Source organism: Psychrobacter sp. 72-O-c, assembly GCF_904846605.1.
GTDB lineage: Bacteria > Pseudomonadota > Gammaproteobacteria > Pseudomonadales > Moraxellaceae > Psychrobacter.
Genome location: NZ_CAJHBI010000051.1, coordinates 1 through 14,828 on the forward strand (window position 1 = coordinate 1; position 14,828 = coordinate 14,828).

The window sequence follows — 14,828 nt, forward strand, 5'->3', positions numbered from 1 at the left end:
CCGATCTAAATCCTATCGAGAAGAAGTGGGCACAAGCTAAATTTCTACGCCAAGGCTGGATGGAGAATAATCTGCCTAAACTGTTTCATGATATGGGCTGTATTTTTTTTATTGTGAACTGACTATAGTAGATATATTTTAGTAGTATGGCTATTATAATTTTGGGAGCCATTTGAATACTAATATTAAATCTTAGCTATGTCATTGCAATTATAATCAGTTGGCCGTTAAGAAACCGTTAAGATGGGGAATAGATTTTAGTATTAGAACGTCTTTGAAACCACCACACCAAATAAGCGGCCAATTAACGACGTAGCTAGCATCGCGAGCACTTCCCAAATTACCGCCTGAGCAGTAGCAGTAATAACAGGTGCGCCGCCCAAGCGAGTAGATATTATAAATCAGTTCATGACGCTCTTTATCAAGATCAGATTTTCCAGTATCGGCTTGTGAGGATACCTAAATATACTCGCCAGCCGCCATCGATAAAGCACCTACTGTCAATGCTGCCATTCCTGTCATTAGTAACGTTTGACTGCTTGGGTTTGCAGCAGCGGCACCGATTAATAGACTGGCGGGTGAAATTAGTCCATCGTTCGCACCCAATCGTAGTAGCTTGACGGCTTAACGTTTAATACTTTGCACATGCGAGTGATACTAAAGATTCTTTGGTTAGCTTCGACAAAGGCGTACTTCACTAACTGTCACTGCGGGCATAGCCCTTTGACTTGCGTCACTAAAACAGTCTCCCAGACTGTTTCTTAACGTTCCTCATTTGCAAAGTACGCCGTGGCCTTTTTTAGTATTTCTCGCTCCTCCTGAGCAATCTTGAGATCACGTTTAAGACGTTTATTCTCTTCTAGTATAGCCATGAGCTCAGGATCATATTGTTCTGTGCCGACAAGCTTGCCTTGATTGGTTTTGCTCTGCCAGTTGGATAAGGTTTGCATCGCTATGCCTAGCTGCTTTGCAGACGCTGAAATATTACCGTTGTTGTCCGCTATCTTCTTAACGGCTTCTGCTTTAAATTCTGTGCTATAGGTTCTGATTTTCTTGGTCATGGTAAACTCCTCGTCGAGTCGTTAGTTTACCAAGTTTATCTCTACGGTTTCTTCAGCATAGCTCAGATTGAGTATTACAAAGAAACCAAAACCGAACTAAAAAACACCCCAGCTCAGTACAAGACTGAGTTTGAATGGCTAAAAGAGGTGGATAGTTTGGCTCTGGCTAATGTCCAGCAAAACCTACGCAGTACTTATAAAAAATTCTTCAAACAAGGCTCAGGCTTTCCTAAATTCAAGAAAAAAGGCTTAAAAGACAGTTACACCACCAACAATCAAAAAGGTACGGTAGCGGTCACAAACACCACCGTTAAGTTGCCTAAAATTGGTCACATCAAGGCGAAGATACACCGTTCTATCAATGGATTGATTAAAAGTGCCACCATCAGCAAAAGCCCATCGGGTAAATACTACGTCAGCTTATTGTTTGAAACAGTGGTTGATGACATGCCTAAAAATCAATCAAATATCGGTATTGATTTAGGATTAACAGACTTTATCGTCCTATCGGACGGGAGTAAAGTTGCTAACCCTAAGTTTTTATCGAGGTTGCAAGATAAATTAGGGCGCGAACAAAAGATACTAGCCAAACGCAGGTTGGTTGCTAAAACTCAGCAGCGCAAGCTGTCTGAAAGCCGTAATTACCAAAAGCAGCGCCTAAAAGTTGCCAAGGTTTACGAGAAGATCACCAACACCCGCAAAGACTTCCTACACAAACTCTCATTCAATATCATCAAAAACCACGATGTTATTGCCATTGAGGATTTGAACGTAAAAGGCATGGTTAAGAACCGTAAACTTGCAAAAGCCATATTAGACAGCTCATGGTCTACTTTTACCACCATGCTTGCCTATAAAGCAGGATGGTATGGTAAAGAGCTTGTCAAAATAGACCGATGGTATCCATCCTCTAAAACCTGCTCAGGCTGTGGTCATTTGCTTAGCAAAGATGAATTACCTTTGTCATTGAGATCATGGGTTTGCCCTTGCTGCTTGCGAAATAATGATAGAGATATCAATGCCAGTATCAACATCCTAAATCAAGGATTGACACTGGTAACGCTCAAAACTGTCGGTGCGACAGGGTTAGCTTAGTGAATTTGTCTAACCTCTGATACAGAATATCGTATCAAGTATGGGTATTACCTAAGAAACCCCTACCTCTAAGGTAGTGGGTAGTTCATAGCCAATAGCCGATAGCTCATCAGTAAAAAAACTAATGTCTGACTGCCTGCATAAAATAATAATAAAGGTAGTGCCCTACTGTCAGATCCCACCATAAACACATGGATACTAATAAACATATAAGCCATAAATGTCAAAAAGTGTAGCCATCGCCAGGCTGATTGACCAATATACTTCTTAATATAGAAGCTAAACGCGCAGATAAATAATAGCCAAAACCCTAATTGTCCTAATGCAACGCCTACACGGTCAGTCTGAAAACCAAAGGGCAGTAAAATCTGCCATAAATTAAGGTTTAGATAATTATCCGCTAATAGAATGCCTGCATGAAAGGCTGCAAAACCCACTGCAATCAGACTTAGATATTGATGTAAGGCAAATACCCGCGCGGCATTAAAATGCTTGCCTAGACGTGTACTCAGCAATAAACCAAAAATGACTGCTAACCAGAATAGAGTATAGGCGATAACCCCACTTGCCCGTGATAAATACCAAAAGTGCTTATCAGTGGCTGTCAGTAGTTGAGAAGCTGTCTCTCCCCAGATCAAAAGCGCATAGCTGCCACCTAGAATGCCAATGCTTAAAATTAATATAACCCATAAAACCGTAGCAATCGTTTTCAATTTAGAATTGGGATGGCTGTCAATAAGATGGTTGATGTGCATAGCGATGCTCCTATAAAGGTATCTACATAAAAGATATATGCATAACGGGTTTTTTTAACGTGACTGCTTTTTAGCGAATCCATCTCAATCAATCAGTCAGTCAGTCAGTCAGTCGTTGAGATTGAGCTTGAATGGATTAGATTTGAATAGATGGCAGGGGAGGCCATCACCTTGTTATCAGTATCGATCAAAATTGCAGCAATATTATTTTTGTTAAGCCATGTCATCGCCTCTTTAACGCCAAGAAGCACACAGTATTTAGCGTATACCTCTGCTGTCATGGTATCCGTAGCTAATACGGTTGCAGTTAGGACATCACTTGTTACCGGACGACCATAGTGAGGGTGAATTAAATGATGTTGCCATTGCCCCTCATGCCACCAGCGACGATAGTCTTGCCCTGACGTGGCGACGGCACCGGAGTTTATAACAAGGATTGCGACATCTTCCTCATCTTGAACCTGCTCACCATCAGTAAGATGCGGTTTAGCAACAGCAATCCCCCAAACGATCGGGTTATCCGTGTTTTGGTCGCTTGGTACACCAATGGCCATGTCACCGCCCATATCTACTAGACAGGGAATATGCCAGTCATGAACTTTACTAATTTTCTCAGCCAACTGCATAGCGCACCAGCCTTTAACATAACCATTCAAATCTAGCGCCATACCAGCTGGAAGATATACTTGCTGTTGCCCATTATCTAATATGTGCAGTTGGATACGTTCTATGAGCTGATTAGCATCGTTTGCACTGAGCGCATCTTGCAAATTTTGGACGGAATTTGAAGCAACGTTTGTGGTGATAACGGGTGTGGATGACATAGAATGTTTTGGTAAAGTTTCATATGAATGTTTGTAGCCAGCAGTCCAAAGAGATTTAAGTAAAGTTGGTGTTACTAAACCTTGAGTTTTGGGCACAAAATGAATAGCACGCTGTAAGACCGCAAATAATTCTGCACTTACTTCAGTCCATTGGTCGGTATTATTATTAAGTTTCATCAGCTCACTGGTCTCATCAAAACGACTAAAAATGTGCTCCCAGTGGGCTAACTGCTGCTGAATATCGCTTGTCAGCAATTTAATCTGGTAGTCGATTGCTGCTTGTGAGTACTGCGTGCTCAGCCGTGCGGTATTCAAGCTAACTTGAATGTGGCAACCCATTGCTAACAGCTTAAAATTTAGTAGTTGTGGAATATTTTCATGAGATGCATTTTTTTTCATTAGAAGATTCCACTCTTTAAGGCTGTGTTTTTTGCTGCGAGATATAATTTTATTAACCGTTAGCCTTTTCTTACTGAGAAGAACGCGTACGGGCGACGACGGCTATCGCCTCAACAGGTACGACTTCATTGACCTGTCGTAACTGGCTAATATCAACAATGGGCACTGGCTCAATAACACGCTCATTATTCTCAAAAACAGCAGTACTAGTACTTAACATGGAAGTGTTTACGGGTTGGCTGTCCGTTTCTTGATTCAGTAGTAATAGCCATCCCGCCATAGTGCCTACGATTGAGACAATCATAATGCTACTTTTAAGAGTAGCAAAAGGATCTGCTTTTTTAACAGCTTTAGTCGAATGTGATTTAGTATTAGTCATCGTAATCATCCTCATCATATTGCTGATAGCTGGTGGTGATTAAACGTTCATTTTCTTTATAGTCATCGTCATTGTGTTTTTTCTTGCCGTGTTTCTCACTCTTATATTTGTCGTCATCGTCCTTATCTTTATAGTCATCATCGTAGTCGTCATCAAAGCCATCAACACGATAGTTATCGGTAGCGACCGGATTTAGGACAGCATCGATATTGGCATCAATATAAATGGTGCCACTGTCTAATAGCACCTCATAAGCAACCGAACCGTTATAATTGATGAGCTCAGGCGTCGCTTGCAATACCGCACTTGGCGCGTTTTGTTTAGCCAATGCTGTCGCTTGCGCAGGAGTAAGCGCAGCAAGAGATGATTGCGAGAGGGGGTTTGCGACTGCTTTAAAGGAGGATAAATCAGAGGTGATATCAGCATTTTGAGTGACGAGGTTAGGTACTGATAAAGTGAGTGCTGGTAAACTGTCGATAGGTTCAGGCGATTGTACTGCCAATGCAATGACGCCGCCAAAGAATACTAACGAGGTCGCACTGACAGTCAATAACAAAGGTCTTAATAGAGGTAGGCTCATAGTATGTACTCCGTATTGTATTATTAGGGAATACAACTAGCATACGCTGTGAATATTAACTCAATCTTAAGACAGGGCGGCTTTGTTTTTTATAGTGACGATAAAGCCAGTTTCTGGCACGGGACGGTTGCTGAACTCTAACGTGAGACCATGTAGCTCAGCAATTCTATTAGCGATTGATAGTCCTAAGCCGCTACCTAATTGGCTTTGACCGGCTGGACGGTAGAAGCGTTCGCTTAACCTTGCTAATTGCTCATCCTCTACGCCCATGCCATTATCAACAACTCTAATGCTACTGGTATCTAACTGGAGTTCAATCAACGACCCCTCTGGACAATAGCGGATGGCGTTGTCTAAAATATTGCGAATTAGTAGCTTAAATAAAATGGGATTAATAAGAATAGGTAAAATATCGTCAGGATTGGCGCAACGTACTGTGCGCTTTAATTGAATATGTTTTTCACGAGCCAGCCGGTTAACATCACTAAGTACAATATCGGTCAACATCAGCCAGTCTGGACTCTCTAATTGGTCAGCAGGCAGTTGTTGTTGTGGCTCTATTTTGGCTAAAATTAGTAACTGTTCGACTAAATGAGTGGCGCGCTCAATGCCGGCGCTAATCTTTTGAGCGTGATAAAAAATCTGACCATCGTCTTCCATGTCGGATAGCTGTAATAGCTGCTGCTGTAACAAGTCGGCTTGTAACTTTAGCGCGGCAAGCGGACTTCGCAGCTCATGAGAGGCATCAGCCGTAAAGCGTTGCTCACGGGCTAAGGTGTCCGCCACTTTTACAAATAATACGTTTAATGCACTCACTAAAGGTTGAATCTCCTTTGGTACGTCTGCTGTGATGGGGCTATCATCTTGCGGCTGACGTTGTTCAAGATCAGTACTGATTTGGCTTAACGGCCTAAACCCGCGTCGAATCAACCAAGTCACTAAACCCATAAATGCAAACAGCCCAATTAACATTGGTAGTACTTGCACGGACATAGCACCAACAATCATCTCTTGACGCGAGTCAAGGTTTTGACCGACGGCAATGACTCGACCTTCGTTCTTATGATCATCATGTTCATCGTGAACATAAAATAAACGCCAGCGTTTGCTAAAAGGGTTAAGGCGCTGATAGGCAGAATTATTTTCTTCTAAAAAACCACGCTGGTCTGGTAGAAAAGAAAATGCTTGGCCATTTTCGTCAGCCGCTAACAAGCGTCCATCCTTATCCCAAATGGCAAAGCCCATATATTCATCCTCAGCGTCTCCTAAATCGCCTGATAACTGCTTACTTTTTAAATTATAGATTTTGGCAGTGTGCTGTTCTTTATTTTTGTTGTCTTCTTTTTCACGATCGTCTTTATCCCCATCATCGTCATCAGCGGATACTCCTATTAAGTAACGAGCAACTTGAGTAATTTGAGTATCATTCATCTCATTAATTTCATGCCACAATTGCCATGCGATAAAGCTTGACGTAATGAGCCACAACAAAGGTAGACCAATGAGTAAGGAGGTTAATAGCCGTTGCTGAATACTTTTCATAGGCTCACATGTTAGAAGTCAAAGTGAATGAGCTAAACTTAAATACTCTTAAATTCAAATACTCTAATGATTATATAGGGCTATGTGCTGGATTGAGATAGTAACCAACACCGCGTTTGGTCAAGATAAAGTCATTGCCCAGCTTTTTACGTAAATGATGGATATGCACTTCAATGGCATTACTCTCAATATCTTGTTGCCAGCCATAAAGCTTGTCCTCGAAACTGGCTCGACTATGAATCTGTTTAGGATGGGTTAGCATTTGCTCTAATATTGCCACTTCCTTTATCGTTGCTTCGACAATTTGTCCCTGATAAGTGAGTTGCTGACTGTGGGGCTGATAAACGAGCTCGCCATAATGAATCTCAGGTTGAGTGCGTCCCTGACTACGGCGCATCAATGCTTGCAAACGAGCGATAACTTCGTCTAACGCGAAGGGCTTGACCAAATAATCATCAGCGCCGGCATTTAGTCCAGCCACCCGATTGGCAATCGCATCGCGAGCAGTAATGATTAATACAGGCGTATCTATGTGTTTGGCTCGCCAGTGTTGTAGCATGGTCATACCATCACCTTTGGGCAAAGTTAGATCAAGCAACACAGCATCAAACATACCGTCTTGCAGTGCCATTTCACCTTGCTTGGCATCACTAAACCAATCGACCATCATGCCATGGCTTTTTAGCCCAAGGATTATCCCTTCAGCGATCGTACTATCGTCTTCTATCAATAATATGCGTGCCATATGCCACTCCATCACTCGTTCACTTCATAGTAGACGGCTTATCTGTCACCGTTTTATTACCGGTTATCATCGATTTAATGAGGTTTTCCCGCTCCCAATAACTCATGACAATCGCCGCTATGATGTGTAGCGGAACGAGTAGATATAAACTATTGGCTAACAGTTCGTGAACTTCTTCAAGTAAGTCTTTATTACCAAGAATTCCTGATTCCATCAAATAACCTGTGGTGCCTAAGCCTATAATAACAGCCCATAACGATAGCACCATTATTGCTGCTAATGGATTATGTCCGAGATGCTGCTCATCTGTGCGGCGTGCACTTAAATCCGATAGGTGGTGCTTAATGCGAGCTAGAGTCGGGAAAAAATCACTAAAGCGCGCATAGCGTGACCCTACCAACCCCCAAAGTAAGCGTATAACTACCAGTCCTACAACAGTATAGCCTACATACTCATGCAGCTCGCCGCCATCTTCGGTAAAGAGTAGATTAGCAATAATGCCAGTAGCAACTGTCCAATGGGTAACTCTGACCAAAATGTCCCAAACTCGTAATTGCTTAGTCTTAGGGGTATTTGATGACGGCATACTAGGGTTATCGCTCAAATTAGTCGTACGTTTTTGGCTCACGGCGTTACTCGCTGAATAGTCTATTTAACCGCCATTACAACAAACAAAGCTTAAGCTAAGCTTAGGAAGCTGAAATTTTCAAATATTCAGACAGTAGGTGATAGGTAGTGATGTTTGCAGAGAGTACCTTTTTATTTCTACGAGGGACATAGCTTATGAAGGAAGTGACCCATTTGATCATTTTCTTTATTTGAGCTGGCTAATATCTCCATGTATGCTAATGTTCTATTAAGGGGCTGCAAGATGCTGGAATCGCCCACCAGAAGCGCAGTCAGATGGAACTGACTGTTTGGATAAAGAAAATGATTTCTAAGGTGGTTCTTATGTATGCAGTGATTGGAGCAGGTCCAATGGGCCTGGCCGCAGCCCGCAACTTACAAAAACTTAATATTCCTTTCACAGGTTTCGAACTTCACACTGATGTGGGTGGTTTATGGGATATTGACAATCCGTACAGCACCATGTACGAGAGTGCACATTTAATTTCATCCAAGCACATGACTGAGTTTAAAGAATTTCCAATGAGTGACTCAGTCGCTTCTTACCCTCATCACACTCAATTACGTCAGTACTTCCACGACTTTGCAGAAAAATTTAATCTCAAGTCGCACTACGAGTTCGCCACGCGAGTGATCAGTATGGAGCCCGAAGGCAGCAACTGGCGTCTGGTCAGTGAATGCAATGGCCAACAGCAATCGCGGTTGTTTGAGGGTGTACTGATTGCTAATGGCACACTACACACGCCTAATATGCCAGTATTGCCTGGTGAGTTTACTGGCGAACTGATGCACTCTTCTGAGTATCGCAGCCCGTCAACTTTCAACGGCAAACGTGTCCTGATTGTTGGCTGTGGTAATTCCGGAGCAGACATTGCTGTAGATGCCGTACATCATGCTAAGTCGGTGGATATCAGTCTTCGGCGCGGCTACTACTTCCTGCCCAAATTCATCAAGGGTCAGCCTATTGATACGCTAGGCGGCAAACTCAACCTACCACGTCCTTTGAAACAGCGTATAGACGCAGCATTGATCCGCATGATCGTCGGTAAACCCTCTGATTACGGCCTGCCGGACCCAGATTATCGAATGTACGAATCGCACCCGGTAGTTAATTCGTTGGTACTGCACCATTTGGGCCATGGCGATATTAAGGCACGTTGTGATATTCGCCAGATCGACGGTCGCACCGTGACGTTCATGGATGGTGAAATCGCTGACTACGATCTGATCCTGATGGCCACCGGATACCTGCTTGATTATCCCTTCATCGACCGCCAGCAGCTAAACTGGCCGGTTAATCAAGATTCACCGCAGCTCTATATGAATGTGTTTCATCCTGAACATGATAACTTATTTATGATGGGTATGATCGAGGCGTCCGGCTTGGGCTGGGAAGGCCGCAATCAACAAGCGCGGCTAGTAGCGCTTTATATTCAGCAGCGGAGGCAAAACACGGAAGCCGCCAACCAATTCAACCAAGTCAAACGCGAGCGTGCTGGGGTTAATCTCGACGGCGGCTATAACTATATCAAGCTGGCGCGCATGGCCTATTACGTGAACAAAGATGAGTATCTAGCAACCCTGTCCAAGCACATTGCCGATCTGGAAGTGGAAAAACCTCTGCTGGTACCAGAAATATGATAGCTACGGTGGTGTTTGAGCCAAGCAGTCTGATTCTGCTCAATCTCATTCTGGCACTAATGATGTTCGGTGTTTCGCTCAGCCTGCGTCTCGAGGACTTTAAACATATTGTTCTGGCGCCGATCGCACCACTGGCTGGTTTGTTCGCTCAGTTTCTATTATTACCCTTAATCACGTGTCTGTTTACTTGGGCATTGAACATCGATCCAGAACTGGCATTAGGGATGATTCTGGTGGCCTCTTGCCCTGGAGGCAGCTTCTCTAACATTATGACATGGCTGGCACGCGGCAACGTCGCTGTATCAGTCAGCATGACTGCTGTGTCCAGCTTGGCCGCAACCGTGCTAACACCCCTGAATTTTGCTTTTTATGGCTGGCTCAATCCGCATACTCGTGACTACTTGACCAAAATCACATTAGAGCCTAGCAGTATTCTAATATTGGTTCTGCTGGTACTGGCGTTACCCCTAATGCTCGGCATGATGACGGGCCGTAAGTTGCCAGACTTAGTAGTGCGAATCCAGAAACCGCTACGAATAATCTCGCTGCTGGTATTAATGAGCTTTGTTGCGATCGCTTTTTCGAGCAACTTCGAGCTTTTCCTAGAGCGTTTCCACAGCTTTTTCTGGCTGGTGGTCGCCCACAACTTGCTGGCACTGTCGTTAGGTTACGGTATGGGGCTAATGCTCAAGTTGCCAGCAGCCGATCGACGCGCTGTGACTCTGGAAGTGGGCATACAAAATTCAGGACTGGGATTGGTCATTCTATTTACCTTCTTCCCAGAGGCAGGCGGCATGATGCTGATCACGGCATTCTGGGGCGTCTGGCACTTAGTATCAGGCCTCACACTTTCACAAATTTGGGCGCGGACTCCATATGAATAAACGCATATTAATTACGGGCGCTGCCGGTTATATCGGCCATCAACTCGGTAATCGGCTGGCTACTCAGTATTACGTAATCGGTACGGATATCCGCAGTCGCGATGATCTGGCTTTCCCAATCAAAGTGCTGGATGTGCGCGATCAGGGTTTAGTCGCGCTACTGAAAGAAGAAGATATTTCTCACGTCGTGCACCTAGCGTCCATTCTTCAAGCATCCAAAGATCGCTCCCGTGACTACGACATCGACGTCAACGGCACCCGCAACGTGCTGGAATGCTGCATCGAGGCAGGTGTACATCACTTGACTATCACCAGTTCGGGTGCCGCTTACGGTTACCATGCCGATAACCCAGCTTGGATAGACGAACAAGACGCCTTGCGCGGGAACACCGAGTTTGCCTATTCCGACCATAAAAGACAGGTCGAGGAGATGCTCGCCGACTTCCGTCAGCAGCACCCGCAACTACAGCAACTAATCTTTCGGCCGGGTACAGTGCTGGGCACCGATACCCGCAACCAGATTACTAGTCTGTTCATGTCCCCGCGCATTCTTGCGCTCAGGGGTAGCGATTCGCCTTTTGTATTCATTTGGGATCAGGACGTGATTGGCGCAATGGAGATGGGCATCCAGAAAGACAAGACTGGAATTTTTAATATGGCTGGTGATGGTGCACTGACCATGAAAGATATCGCCAACAGGCTCAACAAGCCGCTGTTGACCCTACCAGTATGGCTCGTCAAAGCCGGTCTACAAGTTGCAAAATGGCGCGGCAAACCGACTGGTCCGGAGCAGGTCAATTTTCTGCGTTACCGTCCGGTACTCAGCAACCGCCGGTTGAAAGAAGAGTTTGGTTACCTTTTAGCCAAAACATCCGCCGAAACCTTTGAATATTTCATCGAATGCAATGGATTGCGTAAACCCTGACACGGAGAAGGTAACGAATGAATGTCACTTTAATTACCGGCGCCGCCTCGGGACTCGGCTGGGCTATGGCCCGTCATTGGTATGCCGCTGGACATTGTTTGGTACTGGCCGACATAGACGCTCAAGGTTTAAGCGCACGCGCTACCGCGCTGGCAGACTCTGACAGGGTAATAACCGTAACCACAGATATCACTCAAGCCGACGATATTGCCTTTCTCATTGATCAGGTTCATGAGTGCTTCGGACGTCTTGATCTACTGGTTAATAATGCCGGTATTACCCACCGCTCACCCGCCCACCAGACCGACCCAGCGGTGTTTCGTAAGGTCATGGCGGTGGATTGGCAGGGAGCAGTAGAGCTGACCATGGCTGCGCTACCTTTGCTACGTGAATCCACCGGCCAGATTATCTGTATCGGCTCAATGGCAGGCTGGATGCCAGTTCCAGGACGCGCAGCATACTGCGCCGCTAAGAGTGCTTTAACACAATTCTTTGAAGTACTGCGATTAGAGCTGGAACCCGATGGTATTCACATACTTATGGTCTACCCAAGCTTTCTTGATACGCCTATCGAAAATCATGCGCTAGGATACGACGGCAACACCGCAAAGCATCCACGCTCGATGGTGGGTAGCATGCGCAGTGCTGAATGGATGGCAGCGCTTATCGATCAAGGGTTACAGCGACGGAAACGCTGGATCTTGCCCGAACCTATTTCGCGCTTTGGCAGCTTGCTTTGGCGAATTGCACCAGCTCTATACTTGCGTCAGGTGCGTAAGCGCTTCGAGGGTGAGCTGCAATGAGACGCTTCAGTTAATTATAGATCCTTAGATAAGGCTATAACTTTGACACACTAAGAGAACATATTAAGCAAGCAGGGTTAGGCTCGTCTGTGGATGGTCCAGCTAAATATCCTGCGTTTTAATAACGACATTTCATTTGAAGCACAACTGGCATAACAGAGATAAAAGCTTTAATGCTAAAATTGCCAATCATAATTGTCTCAATAATTTGGGTAACCATATCATTGATCAAATCACGTATTTGTTACTGCGCATACCAACCCCATCGATAGGAAGCTGACATGATTGTCTGGCAAAAACCGAATGCATTCAAAATACTTTTTACCTTGCGCGGTTCTGTAATCCCTCATATTTATCCCCAAATTTTATTCATCACTCTGCTCAGTGCCTTAATATCAGCTGTTCAGCACTGGATTCCAAGCTCTTTTTCATCTTATAGTACAGCGCCCTTTACCTTGCTAGGAATCGCTTTATCGTTGTTTCTCGGCTTTCGTAACAATGCTAGCTATCAACGCTGGTGGGAGGGTCGAGGATTATGGGGTCAGTTAGTATTTGATGCTCGTAGCCTGACACGCCAAGTACTTTCTTTTATAAATGAGGAAACTGAGACCGGACGGCATACTCAGCAGTGTATGATCCACCTTACCATTGCTTTTACTCACGCCTTACGCCATCGACTTCGTAATACTTCGCCGTGGCAGGACGTTGACCGGTTTGTAGAACCAGAGCATCACATCAGCATGCGCCAAGCGAGAAATCTACCCGAGTATCTGCTGCGGTTGATGGGTAAGAAGCTCGGTTACAGTCGACGCCAGCAATTATCATCGGATCTTATGATACAAAACATGGATGAACGTCTTACTTCTATGACTATAGTCTTGGCTGCCTGCGAGCGGATTCAAAATACACCACTGCCATTTGCTTATACCCTATTGGTCCATCGCACTACTTATCTATACTGCTTTATGTTGCCTTTTAGCTTGTCCTCTTCTCTGGGTTGGGCCACCCCTTTAGTCTGTGGCGTAATTGCCTATACTTTTTTTGGTCTGGATGCGCTTAGTGAAGAGATAACAGATCCTTTTGGCGTGGCCGCTAACCATTTGCCACTTACTGCTCTGTCGCGCACTATCGAAATCAATCTATTGGAAGCACTAGGAGAAAACGATCTTCCGCCTGATATGATTTCTAAAGACGGCTACTTACAATAAATGGCTCACATAAATCTTAAAAACTGGTTATCTGCCTAATAAATAGTGTGAATTCATAATAGTATAATGCATTGTAAACTATGCTTTCTAATTGATGACAAGGCTTAGGTTATGAGCAGTTTTCGTTTACTGTATAAAGCATTCTAGACAGATAGGTTCTAAACCAATATCAACGCAAGTATTGGAAATATCAAAAAATAACCAAAAACAGCCAAAATCGCGTACATGGTCTTAATGTCTTTACCATTAACGTGAATTCTAGCTAGCGTATCGCCAAGTTTCAAAATCGAGATGGTATAAAAGTAAAATGCTAATAAAAGAAGAACCGTCCTAATAGCGAATATTGCAATAGAAGAAAGTATGCCAAAAAAGACAACAGTTCCAGGAAATAAAACCTCACCTTTGATAATCAAAACCAATAGAACGATAGCCACACCTGATGCAGAAGCATGAAAAAATATAATATCGTGCAACGTAGCATCAGCTTTATAAAAGCTGGTCTCAATATCGAGCTTATCACTATTAAGTGCTTTTGGAACAGAGTCTCTAGCCGTAGTTAATTTATGACCTTTTATATTACTCACAGTAATAAGGAAGATAAAAAATGTCAGAGCGACCCAAACGATTACATGTATATTTATGATAGTAATTACTCCTAAATCTATGAGAGCATGATTTAAAAATATCTTGTGTACCAATGAAGTTCGACATAAGGATTTGTGTTTGTATAGACCCAACTCTTATAAGAATTAATACTCCTCTATTTATATTATCACCCCCATCACTTTAATTTGTAAAAAAGTGCTCTAATGCATGGCTTTATTGTAGCGGCATTAGTCACTGCTGCACATGATGCTACTGTATCTGCTTATTCGTTTGCACATAATATTTGGTTTTGGCATAAAAAAACCACTCACAGTTTTGTGGGCGGTTTTTTTATTACATTGCTAACTTGGTTTATTGGACTAAACTTGAACTACAAGCTGATTATCTTTCCTGTCATTAAGGATAGCTCCCCCCCTATGGCAGGATAGTTGTCACCCCTAAAAAAACAATCCAAATGGGGGCATCAAGGACTCATCATGCCACGCTATAGTGAAGAACGTAAACAGGCGATACTAAACAAACTACAACCACCCTTGAACCTATCCATCGCCGAAGTCTCAAGAAATGGAGGCATTGGGCTACAAACTTTGTATAATTGGCGCAACCAAGCCCGACAACAAGGTCATGCCATGCCCGGAAACAAACGCACCCCTGATGACTGGTCAAGTGAGACCAAACTTGCCACCGTCATAGAAACCGGCAGTTTAAGTGACGCAGAACTCAGTGAATACTGTCGCCGTAAAGGACTCTATAT

The 14,828-nt window shown here is 44.0% G+C and carries 16 protein-coding genes and 1 pseudogene; 7 read left to right on the forward strand and 10 right to left on the reverse strand.

All coding sequences use genetic code 11. The features are described from left to right. Window positions 1–459: 459 nt before the first annotated feature. The gene (locus JMX97_RS13860; protein WP_227671609.1) at window positions 460–606 is read right to left on the reverse strand and encodes a VIT1/CCC1 transporter family protein; all 147 of its coding nucleotides are present in this window, start codon (window positions 604–606) and stop codon (window positions 460–462) included. Further along, a pseudogene (locus JMX97_RS13130) lies at window positions 600–1,061 on the reverse strand (transposase); the annotation flags it as partial. The pseudogene JMX97_RS13130 and the gene JMX97_RS13860, both read right to left, overlap by 7 nt. A 66-nt stretch (window positions 1,062–1,127) precedes the next feature. On the opposite strand from JMX97_RS13130, the gene JMX97_RS13135 reads away from it, so the two are divergent. Next, window positions 1,128–2,156, forward strand: coding sequence for a transposase (locus JMX97_RS13135; RefSeq protein ID WP_227671610.1), 1,029 nt, complete (start codon window positions 1,128–1,130; stop codon window positions 2,154–2,156). Between the two features lie 68 nt (window positions 2,157–2,224). On the opposite strand, the gene JMX97_RS13140 is transcribed toward JMX97_RS13135, so the two are convergent. From JMX97_RS13140 to JMX97_RS13170, 7 genes are all read right to left on the reverse strand, one after another. Next, complete coding sequence (locus tag JMX97_RS13140; protein WP_201558819.1) at window positions 2,225–2,911, reverse strand: ferric reductase-like protein; 687 nt, start codon at window positions 2,909–2,911, stop codon at window positions 2,225–2,227. A gap of 104 nt (window positions 2,912–3,015) precedes the next feature. Then, window positions 3,016–4,134 (reverse strand): FAD:protein FMN transferase, encoded by a 1,119-nt coding sequence (locus JMX97_RS13145; protein ID WP_201558821.1) that lies wholly within the window; start codon window positions 4,132–4,134, stop codon window positions 3,016–3,018. 70 nt (window positions 4,135–4,204) lie between these two features. Beyond that, window positions 4,205–4,513 (reverse strand): hypothetical protein, encoded by a 309-nt coding sequence (locus tag JMX97_RS13150; protein ID WP_201558823.1) that lies wholly within the window; start codon window positions 4,511–4,513, stop codon window positions 4,205–4,207. Then, window positions 4,506–5,093, reverse strand: a complete 588-nt coding sequence (locus JMX97_RS13155; RefSeq protein ID WP_201558825.1) for a PepSY domain-containing protein — start codon at window positions 5,091–5,093, stop codon at window positions 4,506–4,508. The genes JMX97_RS13150 and JMX97_RS13155 overlap by 8 nt, the downstream gene beginning before the upstream one ends. 66 nt (window positions 5,094–5,159) lie before the next feature. Then, entirely contained in the window at window positions 5,160–6,635 is a 1,476-nt protein-coding gene (locus JMX97_RS13160) for an ATP-binding protein (protein ID WP_201558826.1), read from the reverse strand. Window positions 6,636–6,705: 70 nt separating this feature from the next. Then, window positions 6,706–7,380, reverse strand: coding sequence for a response regulator (locus JMX97_RS13165; RefSeq protein WP_201558828.1), 675 nt, complete (start codon window positions 7,378–7,380; stop codon window positions 6,706–6,708). A 19-nt stretch (window positions 7,381–7,399) separates the two neighbouring features. Continuing rightward, window positions 7,400–8,008: a cytochrome b/b6 domain-containing protein gene (locus JMX97_RS13170; RefSeq protein ID WP_201558830.1), complete on the reverse strand. Its 609-nt coding sequence runs from the start codon at window positions 8,006–8,008 to the stop codon at window positions 7,400–7,402. Between the two features lie 323 nt (window positions 8,009–8,331). Between JMX97_RS13170 and JMX97_RS13175 the strand changes: the two genes are divergently transcribed. The 5 genes from JMX97_RS13175 to JMX97_RS13195 all read left to right on the forward strand — a co-directional run bounded on the left by JMX97_RS13175 (window position 8,332) and on the right by JMX97_RS13195 (window position 13,468). Beyond that, complete coding sequence (locus tag JMX97_RS13175; protein WP_201558831.1) at window positions 8,332–9,648, forward strand: flavin-containing monooxygenase; 1,317 nt, start codon at window positions 8,332–8,334, stop codon at window positions 9,646–9,648. Further along, window positions 9,645–10,532, forward strand: coding sequence for a bile acid:sodium symporter family protein (locus JMX97_RS13180; RefSeq protein WP_201558832.1), 888 nt, complete (start codon window positions 9,645–9,647; stop codon window positions 10,530–10,532). Before JMX97_RS13175 ends, JMX97_RS13180 begins: the two co-directional genes overlap by 4 nt. Then, window positions 10,525–11,457, forward strand: a complete 933-nt coding sequence (locus JMX97_RS13185; RefSeq protein ID WP_201558833.1) for an SDR family oxidoreductase — start codon at window positions 10,525–10,527, stop codon at window positions 11,455–11,457. Before JMX97_RS13180 ends, JMX97_RS13185 begins: the two co-directional genes overlap by 8 nt. Before the next feature lie 17 nt (window positions 11,458–11,474). After that, complete coding sequence (locus JMX97_RS13190) at window positions 11,475–12,260, forward strand: SDR family oxidoreductase (protein ID WP_201558834.1); 786 nt, start codon at window positions 11,475–11,477, stop codon at window positions 12,258–12,260. A 281-nt stretch (window positions 12,261–12,541) separates the two neighbouring features. Further along, on the forward strand, window positions 12,542–13,468 hold the full coding sequence (locus JMX97_RS13195; protein ID WP_201558835.1) for a bestrophin family protein: 927 nt from the start codon (window positions 12,542–12,544) through the stop codon (window positions 13,466–13,468). A 158-nt stretch (window positions 13,469–13,626) separates the two neighbouring features. Here the strand turns inward: JMX97_RS13195 and JMX97_RS13200 are convergent, their stop codons facing one another. Then, a complete protein-coding gene (locus JMX97_RS13200; protein WP_201558836.1) occupies window positions 13,627–14,052 on the reverse strand; it encodes a hypothetical protein in 426 nt (141 codons plus the stop codon). 498 nt (window positions 14,053–14,550) lie between these two features. On the opposite strand from JMX97_RS13200, the gene JMX97_RS13205 reads away from it, so the two are divergent. After that, a partial coding sequence (locus JMX97_RS13205) for a transposase (RefSeq protein ID WP_201558839.1) occupies window positions 14,551–14,828 on the forward strand: 278 nt, incomplete at its 3' end.